The sequence below is a fragment of the Shewanella sp. Isolate13 genome, from assembly GCF_022398325.1.
In the GTDB taxonomy this organism is placed as follows: Bacteria; Pseudomonadota; Gammaproteobacteria; order Enterobacterales; family Shewanellaceae; genus Shewanella.
The window spans coordinates 1-15,691 of the sequence record NZ_JAKEVD010000060.1 but is presented as its reverse complement, the minus strand read 5'-3'; the positions used below and the strand labels follow the sequence as shown (position 1 = coordinate 15,691).

Genomic DNA, 15,691 nt, shown 5'->3' with positions numbered 1-15,691 from the left:
TCATCCCTAGGAATTTAATTCCTCTAAAGAGCCGTTCGAGACTAGGACGTTGATAGGTCAGGTGTGTAAGCGTTGTGAGGCGTTGAGCTAACTGATACTAATGACTCGTGAGGCTTAACCATACAACCCTGATGGGTTTTGTATGAGAGACTAATGTTTCTACTTAAAATGCTCCATGCATTTTTAAGTATTTCCTCCATCCATGGAGGTCATCCAAAATTAGAATGAAGCACTTAATGTAGTGTGAACTCAAAACTTAATTTCAATTACTTGCTCCGGCGAGTAACAGCTTTTCAAATTTACCAAATTTGTCTGGAAACCATAGAGCTGTGGTCCCACCTGAATCCATTCCGAACTCAGAAGTGAAACACAGTATCGCCGATGGTAGTGTGGGGTCTCCCCATGTGAGAGTAGGTCATTTCCAGGCGCTAAATACACGAAAAAGCCCTAGCAGAAAACGCTAGGGCTTTTTTCGTATATGCGCTCCGCGAAAAGAGCGACTCCCGACGTCGCCTCGCCGCTGAGCGGGGTCCCCAGCTTCGTAACGAGTTACTCGCGCGACAAAGCCCTTGAATGCGTTGCATCCAGAGCAGGGCTTCTTCGCCCCCATGTGTTCGCTGCGCGAATCGAGTAGCTCATTTCCAGGCGCCTGTTTTACTGGTAAAGAGTGGTGAAGAAGCCACCTACTCTTTTTTGATAAGAGCAGGTGGCTTTTGTGTACAGGAGGTACTTATCCTTGAATGCCATGGATGGCATAGGAGAGGATTTGCGTTTGGGTGTTTGTAAGATAATCAACGCTAACTTATCTAAATGTAGCTATCTGTTAAGGTGGCTTATCCACTTAAGTAGGCATAAATGCCATTCTTGATGATAAAGAGTCGACGTCGGTCGATAAATGCTCCTTCAATATCGACACTCCCGCCATCCATGGCGGAAGTGTCGCTGAGCTTGGCCTGCAACTGCATCCATGCGTTTCCGGCATTCGGCACTTCCGTGTGCTTTGCTTTCCAGCTTCGTTCTTCTTCCGATATGCATATAGTTATGCATGGTCGACACTTCTGCCATCTGATGTTTAGGACTAACAAATACCTTGGTGGAATGGATATAAAGGGAAGGCCATAGCGCCTTAGTTTAAGCAGGCTATCTTCCTCACTCACTTGTTATGGATGTGGTGAGTAACTGCTAGTGATTTAATTGCGATTGTGTATTGCTATTACGGCTTAGCTTTCATAGTTTAGCTGCAATGAGGACGCTAAGGATTGTCGAATGAAACTGGAAATGATTTGTACGGGCGAAGAGGTATTGGCTGGCCAGATAGTCGATACAAATGCTGCATGGTTCGGTAATACCATGATGGAGCAGGGTATCGAGTGCCAAAGGCGTGTAACCGTGGGCGATCGTTTAGAAGATCTTATATCAGTATTTATAGAGCGTAGTCGCGAGGCGGATGTGATTCTAGTAAATGGCGGTCTAGGACCGACAAGTGATGATCTCTCTGCAGAAGCAATGGCACTGGCTAAGGGAGAGGTCTTAGTAGAAAACGAGGTTTGGCGTGAGAGGTTGGAAGATTGGTTTACCCGTAGTGGCCGAGTAATGGCACTGAGTAATCTTAAGCAAGCCTTGTTACCCGAGTCTGCCATTATGATAGACAATCCTGTTGGTACAGCTTGTGGTTTCGCTGTAAAGCTGAACCGTGCTTGGCTATTCTTTACTCCGGGCGTGCCATTTGAATTTAAACAGATGGTTAAAGAGCAGTTTATTCCGTTTGTTAAGCAGAGATTCGAAATTGCGGGAGACGTTGCTCTAAGGAAGTATCTCACTCTGGGGCAAGGAGAGTCATCGCTTGCCGATGCGCTTGAGAATATTGCGCTTCCTGATGGAATGACCATCGGCTATCGTTCTTTTATGCCACATATCGAAATTAAACTCTTCGCTCGAGGTGTAGAAGCAATCGGCCAACTTGATCGGATGGAAACCCAGATCCGCTTCTTATTGGGAAACGCCATCGTTGCCGATGAAAATACAAGCCTGGCTGAGGTGATCCACTCTCTTATGGTCGATTCCGGGCTAAGCCTAAGTGTTGCCGAGTCGTGTACTGGCGGCATGATTGCAAGTCAACTGATCGACTTCTCTGGCAGCTCATCCTATTTAGACCAAGGTTTAGTGACTTATAGTAACGAGTCTAAGGTTCGAGTGTTGGGGGTTAAGCCTGAAACCTTAGATGACCATGGCGCGGTTTCAATCGCTACGGTAGAGGAGATGGCAGAAGGAGCAAGGGCCATACTCGATAGTGATTTTGCGTTGGCGACTAGCGGCATTGCAGGTCCAACTGGTGGCACCGAAGACAAGCCCGTCGGGACGGTTGCCATTGCACTAGCGACTAAAGGAGGCGTTTATAGTCAGATGATCAAGCTTCCGAGGCGTTCTAGGGATTTAGTGCGTAGCTTAAGTACGGCGGTAGCACTGGACATGCTAAGAAGAGAGTTATTAGGCGAGGCAGTTATTGTCGATTATGGAACGATAGGTCGTTTTGCGAAGTAATTTTCTTAAAAATTACTCTCTCTAAATAATAAAAAGCAGGCTCAAAGGAGCCTGCTTTTAGTTTCAGTGGCGAATTAACTACTTAAGGTTAGTCTTCAAAAACAAGGACTAGCTTGCCGGGTTTAACCTCGATTCGCTTGGTTATATTGGCAATCAGTGCCTGATTCGACTCTTTGGTATCTAATACATATACAGGTTTAGTCTCTAGAAACTGGGTCAAGAAACGCATTAACTCAGGGGCGATTGAGCCAATGGCTTTCTCTATGTCCTTAGGATTAGATTCCACTTTAACTAATTGCAGATTACGCAGGTGAACGCTGTGGTCCGTTGCGTCATACCACGGCTCAGCCTCAAACTCAGCAACAAGATTTGCGCTTATGGGCATCATAGGGTTGCGTACATTAACGATGGTGACAGCAGATACAGCCATGGTATCTGACTTTTCGCCTAAGGTGACTTTAATGTCATTAACGCGCAGATCAATTCCGAAGATTTGGTTGCCCTGCTTTACTTCAAAGTGCATCTCATCGTTAAGGTAAGTTTCTAGCTCTTCTTCTGTGATGCTGTATTGACTGACACAGCCAGTCAATAACAGCAAGGCGCTAGCAAGCGCCACTTTTAGTAATTTCATTAACCTGTATTTCTCATTCCGGCTGCAACGCCAGCTATGGTTAACATCAATGCTAGCTCGACATTTTGAGAGGACTCCTGCTCTCTACGGGTTCTCGCTAGCAATTCTGCCTGTAGGAAGTTTAGCGGATCGATATAGGGATTTCTAAGCTCTACCGACTCACGATTCCACGGCGTGTGGGCCATTAAGCTTTCGGCTTGGGTTAGCTCAAGCACGGCTTCAATACCTGTTGCCAATCGGTCTCTGAGTTGCACACCAAGGTGATGTAGCTCAGTGGGGACTAGGCTCGTCTCGTAGAACTTCGACAGATTAGGTTCAGCTTTTGCGTAAACCATCTCTAGCATTGAAATTCGAGTCTTGAAAAATGGCCAGTGTTTTTCCATCTCCTGCAGTAGTGGCAAATCACCTCTCTCAGAAGCCGCTTTTAGTGCTTCACCTGCACCTAACCATGCTGGCAGCATTAAGCGGTTTTGTGACCAAGCGAAGATCCAGGGAATTGCACGTAAGCTTTCGATACCACCATCAACCCGACGTTTCGCCGGACGGCTACCCAATGGTAGTTTACCCAGTTCAATTTCTGGCGTTGCGGCGCGGAAGTAGGACACGAAATCAGGTTCTTCACGAACGATAGCGCGATAGGCTAAAACCGATTCGTCGGCAAGTTGCTGCATACATTGGCGCCACTCAGGCTTAGGTTCTGGTGGTGGCAATAGTGTCGCCTCCATGACCGCAGAGGTATAAAGCGCCAGGCTCTGCACTGCGAGTTTAGGCAGGCCAAACTTAAAGCGGATCATCTCACCTTGTTCAGTGACTCGAATGCGTCCATCTACAGAGCCAGGTGGCTGAGACAAGATCGCTTGGTGAGCTGGTCCGCCGCCACGGCCGATAGTACCACCACGGCCATGGAACAGGGTGAGCTTAATATTGGCTTCTTGGCTGATGGCAACTAGTTTTTCCTGTGCTGTATATTGCGCCCAAGCGGCTGCCATTACACCAGCATCCTTAGCTGAGTCAGAATAGCCGATCATCACTTCCTGAATGCCTTTGGTGTAGCCGCGATACCAATCGATGGCAAATAAGGCTGACATACAGTCAGAGGCATTGTTTAAGTCATCTAAGGTCTCAAATAGCGGTACAACACGCATAGGATGTGGGCAGCCTGTCTCTTTTAGTAGCAAGAGTACCGCCAAGACATCTGAGGGTTGGCTTGCCATAGAGATAACATACGAGCCCATTGCCTGAGCTGGCTGGGTTGCAATAAGCCTACAAGTTTTAACCACCTCTTCTACTTCTGCAGACGCTTGCCAGTTAGCTGGAATTAGAGGGCGTTTACCTGTTAATTCACGTAGCAGGAATGCTTGCTTTTCTGTCTCATCCCAATGAGCGTAATCACCCATGCCAAGATAGCGAGTTAGTTCGGCAATGACATCTGCATGGCGCTGGGCATCTTGGCGAACATCCAGCCTTAGCATATGAATACCAAAACAAGCGATGCGACGCAGCGTATCAAGCAATAGGCCGTTGGCGATTAAGCTCATACCTGAATCACATAAGCTTTGATATAGCATCATCAAAGGCTCTTTTAGATCGCTTTCATGCCAGATGATTTTACTTGGATCGACTTCTGGTTGATGCCCTTCAAGTCTTGCATTGAGGTAATCGATGGTGTTTCTAAGCTTTTGGCGTAGAACCCTCAATACGACTCGGTATGGTTCTTTACTATCGTCGGTATAGGCAAGCAGTGTTTCGTTTGCGCCTTCCATCGATAGCTCGTTTACCAGTAGTACGACATCTTTTAGGTAAAGGCGTGCGGCAGTATGGCGGTTACGGTCGAGAACCTCTTGGGTTACTGTTGAGGTTACAAATGGGTTGCCATCGCGGTCTCCGCCCATCCAGCTTGAGAATTTTACTGGGGCGATATCGATAGGTAGCTGGGTATTGGTGCGCTCTTCGACTTGTTGATTAAGCTGCCTAAGGAAATCTGGTATTGCATGCCATAGAGAGGCTTCTATGGTGCTTAACCCCCAACGTGCTTCATCAACTGGAGTGGGGCGTTCGTGGCGGATCTCATTGGTATGCCAGATCTGTGCAATAAGTTGGCGTAGACGCAGGTGATGCTGTTTCTTTTCTAGCTCGGTAAGTTGCGGGTTTTCGAGTGCGGCGAGCGCATCAATAACTGCCGAGTACTTTTGGATCAGCGTGCGTCGAGAGATCTCAGTTGGGTGAGCAGTGAGTACCAAGTCGATGTCGAGTGTTTTCAAACATTCTAACACCTTGGTTTTATCAATATTGCCACCCAACATGCGGCCTAATAGCTGTTCTACTGGATCGGGAACGCAAACTAATTCATCGCAGTTGCGACTAATAGTATGGAACTGCTCGGCGATATTCGCCAGATTCAAGAATTGGTTAAAAGCTTTAGCAAAAGGAACGAGCTCGTCATCGCTTAAAGAAGATAGGAGAGTAAGCATCTCTTCGCGGGCGGCATCATCCCCCTGGCGTGAGCTTTTTGCAAGATGACGGATCTGTTCAATTTTATCTAGGAAAGTGCCATCAAGATCGGTGCGGATTGTGTCACCTAAAATCTGCCCTAAGGTTCCAACGTTGGACCTTAGCGAGGCATACATGTCTACCATACGTGCTCCATATTGGTAAGCTAATAGTTCACAATACCTAGCAGTGCTGTGCTAGGCAATGTTCGAGTTTGAAATATCGACCATGATTGTGCTCTGCATCACTTTTTGCTGGCAGCCTAACAAGGCCCGGCTAGCTTTAGTCTGTAAGCTGGATAAAAAATAACAACTTACTTTATACATGCATGATAAATCAGCTTTTTTAATAGATCTTTTGTTTGGTTAATATAACTAATATCTAAAAATTCATCCGGTTGATGAGCCTGTTCGATACTTCCGGGGCCGAGGACTAATGTTTGGCAACCTAATTGGCTGATGTAGGGGGCTTCGGTGGCATAGTTAACCACTTCAGGCTGACTATCACTAAGTTTGGCAACAAGCTGTGTCCAGCTGCCTTCTTTTTTATCGGCAAAAGGTTCAGAGCCTGGATATAAAGGGGCAACTTGAATGCAACCTGGATATTGACTGCATATTGGCTCAAGGTAGTTGGCAACCATCAACTCCAAATCATCCAGTGCCAGGCCGGGAATTGGACGAAGATCGATATGCAGATCGCAGCAACCGCAGATCCTGTTTGCTGCATCACCACCGTGGATATGACCGAAATTCATGGTCGGGTAGGGCACACTGAAGGCATCTTCTCGATAGTTTTCGGCTAAGTGTTGTTTAAGTTTAAGCAATTGCCCCGTCACTAAGTGCATGACCTCGATAGCGTTGAGGCCTTTCGCCGGATCTGATGAGTGACCACTGCGACCCGTTACCCTAATTCCTTGGGTGAAATGCCCTTTATGCATATAAACCGGCTTTAAGCTCGTGGGCTCCCCTATGATGGCATAGTCTGGTGCAATGGACTTAGCAGCCGCAAAGGCTTTGGCCCCATTCATGGTGGTCTCTTCATCGGCGCTGGCAAGTATGTGCAGTGGACGTCTAAATTTTTCCATAGGCAGTTCTTTTAATGCTTCGAGAGTGAGCGCGAAGAAGCCTTTCATGTCACAGCAGCCTAGACCGTACCAGCGGTTGTTCTTTTCAACTAGCGAAAAAGGGTCTTGGCTCCAGCGCCCTTCGTCGAAAGGGACGGTATCTGTATGGCCTGCTAGCAGTAATCCACCTTGTCCTTGACCAAAAGAAGCCACTAAATTGTGTTTATTGCGTGTATTGGCAACGGGTACAGATTGACACTGCATGCCTAAGTCGGCAAACCAATTATGCAATAGCTCAATCACAGCTAGATTGCTGGTATCCAGTTCGGCTTCAAGGGCACTAATTGAAGGCGTGGCGATAAGCTGACTAAAACTGCTTTTTATATCTGGAAGTTTTTTCATTAAAAAATACCTAAATATATATTCAAATATATTGCATAATTAATTTTGCGTGTTAGTCTATCAAACAGCTAAGGTAACTACCACATTTCGTTGGTCTGATTAATGAGAGTCAATATGTTTAGTCTTGTTCAAACTATAGTCATTAAGGTTATTTGTACCCACTTCCTGCGACGATAATCTTGTCAATCAATGGTGTTCAGCCAGGGCTTAAGTTGTGCCCACTCTTTTTTCGCATCGTCATCTAAATTCAAGATTAAGGTTTTAAAGTCATAGACTATGAAAAATATAGCCATTATTGGTGCCAGTGGATACACAGGCGCACAGCTCACGTCTCTTATTCATGCCGACCTTAACCTGTCGATTCAAGGTCTATATGTATCTGAAAATAGCCTAGATAAGGGGAAAGCCCTTGCCGAACTCTATCCTGCATATAGCCATATATCATTGAGCCTAACTCCCCTAACAGATGAGGCAAAAGTAGCCATTGTTAAAACTGCCGATGCGGTGGTGCTGGCGACCGACCATGGTGTGAGTTTGCATCTTGCTGCTTGGTTCTATCAGCAAGGCTTAGCCGTATTTGATTTGAGCGGTGCTTACCGGTTTGCCGATGTGACGCAATATCCTAAGTGGTATGGTTTTACTCATGAATATCCACAGGTACTAGCCGAAGCAGTATATGGATTGGCCGAATGGAATGCCGAGCAAATTGCGGCGAGTAAGATGATAGCGGTACCGGGATGTTATCCAACGGCGTCACTGACGGCGTTAAAACCACTCTCTCATCTATTAACTGATCTGTTGCCTGTGATTAATGCGGTAAGCGGTGTAACTGGGGCAGGTAGAAAAGCTCAGCTTCATACCAGCTTCTGTGAGGTGAGCTTAACGCCCTATGGCGTACTCGGTCATAGGCACCAACCAGAAATTACAACTCAGCTAGGGCAAGAAGTTATCTTCACTCCTCATCTAGGTAATTTTAAGCGCGGGATCTTGGCCACGATTACGGTGAAATTAAAGCCTGGAACCACAGAGAAGGATATCGAGAAAGCCTATCAGTGCTACGACGCTGCAGAGCTTGTCACGGTAAAGAAAAATCAATTTCCTAAGGTAGATGATGTGGTGCTGACTCCCTATTGCCACCTAGGATGGAAATACGATGAACAGACGGGATACTTAGTGGTCGCCAGCGCCATCGATAACTTAATGAAGGGGGCTGCCAGTCAAGCTCTGCAATGCATAAAGATTCATTTTGATGAGTCGGTAAAGCAGCCTGAAGGGGATTTATGATGACTCAAGCAGAACTGAAGAGTGTGGCAAGTAAGCCGGTAATGGTGCTCAAGGTCGGCGGCGCTTTACTGCAGTGTGAAATGGGCATGGCGCGGTTAATGGAAGCGGCGGCCAAGATTATCGCAAATGGTCAGCCACTGATTATGGTGCATGGCGGGGGCTGTCTGGTTGATGAGCAGTTAAAAGCGAACGGCATGATAACTGAAAAACTGGATGGCTTAAGAATCACCCCCGAAGAGCAGATCCCTGTTGTTGTTGGAGCATTAGCGGGTACCTCCAATAAGATCCTTCAAGCCGCCGCGATGAAGGCGGGTGTAACCAGTTTAGGTATCAGCCTAGCCGATGCAGGCATGATGAACGCCAAGATTAAAGATCCGTTATTGGGATTGGTAGGTGAAGTTGAGCCAAACGATGCGAGTTATCTGGAGTTTGTGTTGGCAAAAGGCTGGATGCCGATCGTGAGCTCTATAGCCATTAGCGATGAGGGACAGATGCTTAACGTCAATGCCGACCAAGCGGCAACGGCATTAGCTAAGTTGGTCTCAGGCTCTTTGGTCTTGTTGTCGGACGTTTCTGGGGTTCTCGATGGAAAAGGGCAGTTAATTAATAGTTTAAATAGAGAACAGGTTAATGAGTTAACCAAGATTGGCGTTATTGAGAAAGGAATGAAGGTCAAGGTGGAGGCTGCATTAGATGTTGCAGAGTCCATGGGGCAAGCCGTACAAATAGCCTCTTGGCGTCATGCACAGCAGTTAATCGCATTATGCCAAGGTGAAACCGTTGGCACACAGATCCAACCTTAGGAGACAAGTCTTATGCAACATCTACTATCTATCAAAGATCTAAGCCAGCAGCAGTTACTCGACTTATTGGCATTGGCGCAAAATATTAAGGCTAATCCAGCCGAATATAAGCATGCCTTAGAGGGCAAGAGTGTGGTGATGCTATTTGAAAAGCCATCTTTGAGAACTCGGGTGAGTTTTGATATCGGCATCAACAAGCTTGGTGGTCACTGCTTATATCTGGATCAGCAAAATGGCGCACTGGGTAAGCGTGAGCCTGTGTCTGACTTTGCAGCCAATATCTCCTGTTGGGCGGATGCGATTGTTGCCCGTACATTTTTACACTCAACCATAGAAGAGTTAGCAGAGCATGGCACGGTACCTGTGATTAATGCCTTGTCCGATCTCTACCACCCCTGCCAAGGCTTAGCGGATTTTTTGACCTTAACTGAGCAGTATGGCGATGTGAGTAAGGTGAAACTGGCCTATGTGGGAGATGGTAATAATGTGACTCACTCCTTGATGTTTGGAGCGGCGATTCTAGGGGCGCAGTTAACAGTGATCTGTCCTCCGGGTCATTTCCCAGACGGCAAGGTGGTTTGTGAAGCGCAGGAACTCGCGGCAAAACATGGTGGCAAGTTAACCCTGAGCTCAGACATTGAAGCGATTAGCGATCACCATGCTATCTACACAGATACTTGGATCTCCATGGGAGACTCAACGCCGATGGCAGAGATCGAGGCCAAGTTTAAGCCCTATCAGGTTAATGCTCAGTTGATGCAAAAAGCGGGAGCGAAACACTTCATGCACTGCTTACCCGCTTATCGAGAGGTTGAAGTGACTGCCGAGATCGTCGATGGCGAAGGCTCGCTTATCTTGCATCAGGCCGAAAACAGAATGCACGCACAGAATGCGGTGCTGGTAACCCTTTTAAGCTAATTCTATCAAAAAACAACTATCAATCTGCACTAGCGGATCGACATAAAAAACAGTGAGTAGGAAATTAAGATGTCTATTGAAAATTCAGCAGTTAGTAATCACTCTGGCGTTAACAAGGTTGTTCTGGCTTATTCAGGTGGCTTAGACACCTCTGCAATCATCCCATGGTTAAAAGAGACCTATGATAACTGTGAGATCGTGGCCTTTTGCGCCGATGTTGGTCAGGGGGATGCCGAGCTAGAAGGTTTATATGAGAAAGCCATCGCCTCAGGTGCGTCGGAATGTCATATCGTCGACTTAAAAGAAGAGCTGGTGGCCGATTATATCTACCCAACGATTGCCACTGGGGCCATCTATGAAGGGACATATCTGCTCGGTACATCTATGGCTAGACCGATTATCGCCAAGGCGCAGGTTGAAGTTGCGCGTAAGGTCGGTGCCGATGCCGTTTGCCATGGTTGTACGGGTAAAGGTAACGATCAGGTGCGTTTTGAAGGTTGTTTTGCAGCATTGGCACCAGATCTAAAAGTGATTGCGCCATGGCGTGAGTGGGAGATGGTGAGCCGTGAAGATCTGCTGGACTATCTCGCCGAGCGTAATATTGCCACCTCTGCATCTGCAACCAAGATCTACAGCCGTGATGCAAACGCTTGGCATATTTCCCATGAAGGTGGCGAGCTTGAAGATCCGTGGAACGAGCCATCTAAAGGCGTTTGGACCATGACTGTGGCGCCTGAAGATGCGCCGGACCAGCCTGAATATGTCTCTCTAGAACTTGAGCATGGCAAGATCACTAAGGTGAACGGTGAAGCATTGTCGCCTTACAAAGCGCTGATGGTACTGAATGAAGTTGCGGGGGCCCATGGTGTCGGCAGAATCGATATTACCGAAAATAGACTCGTAGGCATGAAGTCTCGTGGTTGCTATGAAACGCCAGGTGGCACTGTGATGTTTGCTGCACTGCGTGCGATTGAAGAGCTGGTGTTGGATAAAACCAGTCGTGAGTGGCGTGAACAAGTTGGTGCGCAGATGGCACATCTAGTCTATGACGGCCGCTGGTTTACCCCATTGTGTGAGTCGCTGCTTGGTGCATCAAAGCCTCTAGCCGATCTGGTTAATGGTGAAGTGGTGGTTAAACTCTATAAGGGCCAAGCTAGCGTAGTGAAGAAGCGCTCGCCTAACAGCTTGTACTCAGAGGAGTTCGCTACCTTTGGTGCCGATGATGTTTATAACCAGAAAGACGCGGAAGGCTTTATTCGTCTGTATTCGCTTTCGAGCCGGATTAGAGCGCTGCATAACCAGAAGTAAGCTTTAGGTTAATGAGAGTAAGTGAGCGCTAACATCATTGGGTTAGCGCCTTATAAAGAAAGAGTTAAAGGGCGAAGTACGACTTCGCCTCAGATTAAAGAGGAAGTCAAAATGGCATTATGGGGCGGCAGATTTAGCCAAGAGAGCAGTGCACTGTTTAAACTTTTCAACGACTCATTGCCTGTGGACTTTCGACTCATTGAGCAAGATATTGTAGGTTCAATTGCTTGGGCAAGTGCCATTACACAAGTTGGTATTTTGACCGAGCAAGAATGCACAGAGCTACATCAGGCATTAAATGAATTACTCGCCGAAACCCAAGACAGCCCTGAACTCATCATCGCCTCGGGTGCTGAGGATATCCATAGTTTTGTCGAGCAGTCGTTGATTGCTAAGGTTGGCGATCTAGGTAAGAAGCTACATACTGGCCGTTCGCGTAACGATCAGGTGGCAACCGACCTTAAGCTTTGGTGTAAGAAAGAGGGTGAGCAGTTACTGACTTTACTCACCAACTTAAGATCTGCACTCATTGAGCTCGCCGAGCGTGAAATCGATGCGGTCATGCCGGGCTATACCCATCTGCAAAGGGCTCAACCAGTATTGTTTGGTCACTGGTGTCTAGCTTATGTTGAGATGTTTGAGCGCGATATCAGTCGTCTGCAAGATGCGCTTAAGCGTGCCGATACCTGCCCGTTAGGTACTGGAGCCTTGGCGGGAACAGCCTATCCGATGGATCGAGTGAAACTGGCTCAATCTTTAGGATTTGCCTCTCCAACGCTCAATAGCTTAGATACGGTTTCAGACAGAGATCATGTGATTGAGATCTGTAGCGATGCGTCTATTAGCATGATGCATCTGAGTCGGATGGCAGAAGACTTAATTTTCTTTAACAGTGGTGAAGCGGGCTTTATTGAACTTGACGATGAAGTCACATCGGGTTCTTCATTGATGCCGCAGAAGAAAAACCCAGACGCATTGGAGCTGATCAGAGGCAAGACGGGTCGTGTTTACGGCGCCTTAATGGGGATCTTAACCACCATGAAGGCATTGCCACTTGCGTACAACAAAGATATGCAGGAAGACAAAGAAGGCTTGTTCGATGTGGTGGATAGCTGGTCTATCTGTTTAGAGATGGCTGCCTTGGTATTAAGTGGCTTGCAGGTGAATCGTGAGAAAACCCTTAATGCCGCAAAGCAAGGTTATGCTAATTCGACTGAACTGGCTGATTACTTAGTGGCAAAAGGCATGCCGTTTAGAGAGGCGCACCACGTGGTTGGTGAGGCCGTAGTGAGCGCTATTGCCAAGCAAACACCTCTAGAAGATTTGACCTTAACAGAGCTGCAAGCCTTTAGTGAGGTGATACAGGCCGACGTATATGATTGCTTGACCATTGAGTCTTGCTTGGCCAAACGTGAAGCTCTAGGTGGTACCTCTTTAGTGCAGGTACGTAGTGCATTGGCTGTAAAGAAAGAGGGCTGATGGGCCAAGCTCGTTGAGTTCGTAAGTATAAAAAAAACGCGGTCACTTTTGAGTGACCGCGTTTTTATTTTTACGAATAAGGATTACTGGAATAGGTCATCTTCAGGTTCGTCGATGAAGATATCGCTATTGTCTTCTTGCTCAGTCACGTATTCAGTCGGTTCAGTGCCAGCAATAAAGTACTCAAACTTACTGGTGTAATCGGTCTTACGCGTCAGCTTGCCGGTGGCCAGATCGATTCGTGCAGAAACGATACCTTCTGGGACAGATGTTGGTACCTCTGGCGTGCCTGCCAGCGCATCCTTCATAAACTCATTCCAACCTGGGCCTGCAGTTTTAGCACCGGCTTCCGCTAAAGAGATCTGATCCTTAGCACCGTTTGCATTCCAGCTTGTACGGCCAAGCTCTTGGCTATGGTCATCGAAACCAACCCATACGGTAGTCGCTAATTTCGGATTGAAGCCACTAAACCAAGTATCGCGTGATTCGTTGGTCGTACCCGTCTTACCTGCAATATCACGACGTTTTACCACTCGAGCTGCGCGCCATGCTGTACCGTTCCAGCCAGTTCCTTTGCTCCAGTCTCCACCACCCCAGATAACACTCTTTAGTGCTTCGGTGATTAAGAAGGCGGTTTGCTCAGAAATAATCTGTGGAGCATAGCGAGAGTTCTCATCGCCACACTGATGAGCTTCATCGATAACAGGCAAACTTTCTACAGTTGTAGTACTGGCTTGAAGTTCATTTGCCATAGCGGCAAAAGGATCGTCGTTAGTTACTGGTTGCTCAGTCACCGCAGGCTTGCAAGCTAATGTCGGGTTCGCCTGCTCTACAATATCGCCATTTGCGGTTTCCACACGCTCGATAAAGTATGGCTCGACTAGGTAGCCACCGTTAGCAAAAACAGAAAACGCGGTGACTACTTGCAGTGGTGTTACCGATGGCGAACCTAAGGCAATCGATTCATTGCGCGGCAAGTCGGCAGGATCGAAACCGAACTTTACTAGCTCTGCAATGGTGGCATCTAGGCCAGCATAGCGCATGGCTCTAACAGACATCACGTTGATCGACTGTGCTAAGCCCACACGCAGACGAGTTGGGCCGCCATAAACATCCGGTGAGTTTTTAGGACGCCAAGCCGTGCCTTGCCTTGTATCTGGCTTATTAATCGGTGCGTTATTAATTAGGGTGGCAAGAGTGTAGCCTTTCTCTAGCGCTGCGCTATAGATGAAAGGTTTAATGTTCGAGCCTAACTGACGCTTAGCCTGAGTCACACGGTTATATTGGCTAGTGTAGAAGCTGAAGCCGCCAACTAAGTTACGAATCGCGCCATCATGTGGATCGAGCGAGACTAGGGCGCTAGCGACCAATGGCACTTGGCTTAATTGCCAGAAGTTACCATTGTTGCGGATCCAAATTTGTTCACCAGGCTTTAATACGTCGGACGCCAATTTCGGTGCCTTACCCTGGCGCTTGTTGGTGATAAATTTACGTGCCCATTTAATGCCATCCCAAGGCAGCTCGATGGTTTCACCTTTTGCGTTCATCACAGTGGCAGTTTGTTCATTTACGGACAAAACAGCCGCAGGGAACATACCCTGGAATGCTCCTGTTTGTTTTAGTTTGGCAGTGATCTCTTCTGGTTCTAGGGCGGTTTTTGTCCAAAGTTCTTTAACTCGGCCGCGATAGCCGTGGCGCTCGTCATATGAGTAAACGTTATTACGCAACGCTTTTTGGGCATCGAGCTGTAGCTTAGAGTCTACGGTGGTATAGATGTCGTAACCACCGGTATAGGCTTCCTCTTCTCCGAGTTTGGCAACTAGGTAATCACGCGCCATCTCAGAAATATAGGGGGCATACAGATCGATCACTGCACCGTGGTATTTAGCGGTAATAGGGCTGGCAACCGCGGCTTGGTATTCTGCATTATTGATATAGCCGACTTCATTCATCCGCATCAAAACTACATTACGACGAGCCATGGCACGTGTTTTTGAAGTAATGGGGTTCAGTGTCGATGGTGCTTTAGGTAAGCCTGCGATGACCGCCATCTCTGGTAGAGTCAGCTCGCTGACTTCTTTACCGTAATAAACTTGTGCGGCTGCACCAACACCATAGGCACGCTGGCCTAGGTAGATGCGGTTAACGTATAGCTCTAGGATTTCATCTTTGGTGAGTAGTTGCTCGATATGGATCGAGATAAAGATCTCTTTTACTTTACGTATAATGGTTTTGTCACGAGTCAAAAAGAAGTTACGCGCAACCTGCATGGTGATGGTACTCGCACCCTGCTTCTTCTGTCCTGTTGTTAACATGACAGATGCCGCACGTAAAATACCGATTGGGTCGATACCTCTATGTTCATAGAAACGTGCATCTTCGGTTGCGATAAATGCTTGTAGTAGAGGCTTAGGGATCTCCTCCAGTTTTAGTGGAATACGGCGTTTCTCACCAAATTGAGAGATCAGTTTTCCATCACTACTATAAATACGAAGTGGTGTTTGTAATTTTACTGTCTTTAACGTTGTGACATCAGGTAGATCTGGCAGCACATAAAAGTAAGCTGCAATGATCGCTCCGATGCCAAGTAAACCTAGGCTAAAGAAAGCTATCAAAAGTCGTTTAAACCACTTCACCGCAATATTCCAAGAACTAAAAATAAGAACAGATAGTATATAAGCCACGCCGGAAATGGTGAAGTCTTGTGACTAGATAAACCTTTATGTATTTCTGTAAAAGTGAGATTTGTCTATATTTTGAGCGTTATTTCAT

At 47.1% G+C, this 15,691-nt stretch carries 11 protein-coding genes and 2 rRNA genes; 8 read left to right on the top strand and 5 right to left on the bottom strand.

The features are described from left to right. Together L1D44_RS21260 and rrf are read left to right on the top strand one after the other, a co-directional pair. Positions 1–122, top strand: a 23S ribosomal RNA gene (locus tag L1D44_RS21260); the annotation flags it as partial. A 189-nt stretch (positions 123–311) separates the two neighbouring features. After that, positions 312–427 (top strand): 5S ribosomal RNA (gene rrf / locus L1D44_RS21255). A 406-nt stretch (positions 428–833) separates the two neighbouring features. Here the strand turns inward: rrf and L1D44_RS21250 are convergent. Beyond that, positions 834–989 carry a hypothetical protein gene (locus tag L1D44_RS21250; RefSeq protein WP_239893195.1) on the bottom strand — a complete coding sequence of 52 codons (156 nt, stop codon included), beginning with the start codon at positions 987–989 and terminating at the stop codon, positions 834–836. Positions 990–1,266: 277 nt separating this feature from the next. Here L1D44_RS21250 and L1D44_RS21245 point away from each other — a divergent pair, with 277 nt between their 5' ends. After that, a complete protein-coding gene (locus tag L1D44_RS21245; RefSeq protein WP_239893194.1) occupies positions 1,267–2,541 on the top strand; it encodes a CinA family nicotinamide mononucleotide deamidase-related protein in 1,275 nt (424 codons plus the stop codon). A gap of 88 nt (positions 2,542–2,629) precedes the next feature. Here L1D44_RS21245 and L1D44_RS21240 read toward each other — a convergent pair whose 3' ends face one another. The 3 genes from L1D44_RS21240 to argE form a co-directional block, all read right to left on the bottom strand. Then, a complete protein-coding gene (locus L1D44_RS21240) occupies positions 2,630–3,172 on the bottom strand; it encodes a DUF1439 domain-containing protein (protein WP_239893193.1) in 543 nt (180 codons plus the stop codon). Further along, positions 3,172–5,808, bottom strand: a complete 2,637-nt coding sequence (ppc, locus tag L1D44_RS21235) for a phosphoenolpyruvate carboxylase (protein WP_239893192.1) — start codon at positions 5,806–5,808, stop codon at positions 3,172–3,174. Before ppc ends, L1D44_RS21240 begins: the two co-directional genes overlap by 1 nt. Before the next feature lie 167 nt (positions 5,809–5,975). Then, entirely contained in the window at positions 5,976–7,127 is a 1,152-nt protein-coding gene (argE, locus tag L1D44_RS21230) for an acetylornithine deacetylase (protein ID WP_239893191.1), read from the bottom strand. A 276-nt stretch (positions 7,128–7,403) separates the two neighbouring features. Between argE and argC the strand changes: the two genes are divergently transcribed. The 5 genes from argC to argH all read left to right on the top strand — a co-directional run bounded on the left by argC (position 7,404) and on the right by argH (position 12,919). Continuing rightward, entirely contained in the window at positions 7,404–8,411 is a 1,008-nt protein-coding gene (gene argC / locus L1D44_RS21225; protein WP_239893190.1) for an N-acetyl-gamma-glutamyl-phosphate reductase, read from the top strand. Continuing rightward, a complete protein-coding gene (gene argB, locus L1D44_RS21220) occupies positions 8,411–9,214 on the top strand; it encodes an acetylglutamate kinase (RefSeq protein ID WP_239893197.1) in 804 nt (267 codons plus the stop codon). The genes argC and argB overlap by 1 nt, the downstream gene beginning before the upstream one ends. A 12-nt stretch (positions 9,215–9,226) precedes the next feature. After that, positions 9,227–10,132 (top strand): ornithine carbamoyltransferase, encoded by a 906-nt coding sequence (locus L1D44_RS21215; RefSeq protein WP_239893189.1) that lies wholly within the window; start codon positions 9,227–9,229, stop codon positions 10,130–10,132. A gap of 69 nt (positions 10,133–10,201) precedes the next feature. Next, positions 10,202–11,440, top strand: a complete 1,239-nt coding sequence (locus L1D44_RS21210; RefSeq protein WP_239893188.1) for an argininosuccinate synthase — start codon at positions 10,202–10,204, stop codon at positions 11,438–11,440. A gap of 111 nt (positions 11,441–11,551) precedes the next feature. After that, a complete protein-coding gene (argH, locus tag L1D44_RS21205) occupies positions 11,552–12,919 on the top strand; it encodes an argininosuccinate lyase (protein WP_239893196.1) in 1,368 nt (455 codons plus the stop codon). 83 nt (positions 12,920–13,002) lie between these two features. Here argH and L1D44_RS21200 read toward each other — a convergent pair whose 3' ends face one another. Beyond that, the gene (locus L1D44_RS21200) at positions 13,003–15,555 is read right to left on the bottom strand and encodes a PBP1A family penicillin-binding protein (protein WP_239893187.1); all 2,553 of its coding nucleotides are present in this window, start codon (positions 15,553–15,555) and stop codon (positions 13,003–13,005) included. Positions 15,556–15,691: the final 136 nt, after the last annotated feature.

Bases quoted from the DNA above. Each gene is read 5' to 3' on its own strand.
- argC (WP_239893190.1), top strand. From the start codon at position 7,404: ATGAAAAATATAGCCATTATTGGTGCCAGTGGATACACAGGCGCACAG.
- L1D44_RS21240 (WP_239893193.1), bottom strand. From the start codon at position 3,172: ATGAAATTACTAAAAGTGGCGCTTGCTAGCGCCTTGCTGTTATTGACT.
- L1D44_RS21245 (WP_239893194.1), top strand. From the start codon at position 1,267: ATGAAACTGGAAATGATTTGTACGGGCGAAGAGGTATTGGCTGGCCAG.
- argE (WP_239893191.1), bottom strand. From the start codon at position 7,127: ATGAAAAAACTTCCAGATATAAAAAGCAGTTTTAGTCAGCTTATCGCC.
- argB (WP_239893197.1), top strand. From the start codon at position 8,411: ATGACTCAAGCAGAACTGAAGAGTGTGGCAAGTAAGCCGGTAATGGTG.
- argH (WP_239893196.1), top strand. From the start codon at position 11,552: ATGGCATTATGGGGCGGCAGATTTAGCCAAGAGAGCAGTGCACTGTTT.
- L1D44_RS21215 (WP_239893189.1), top strand. From the start codon at position 9,227: ATGCAACATCTACTATCTATCAAAGATCTAAGCCAGCAGCAGTTACTC.
- L1D44_RS21210 (WP_239893188.1), top strand. From the start codon at position 10,202: ATGTCTATTGAAAATTCAGCAGTTAGTAATCACTCTGGCGTTAACAAG.
- ppc (WP_239893192.1), bottom strand. From the start codon at position 5,808: ATGGTAGACATGTATGCCTCGCTAAGGTCCAACGTTGGAACCTTAGGG.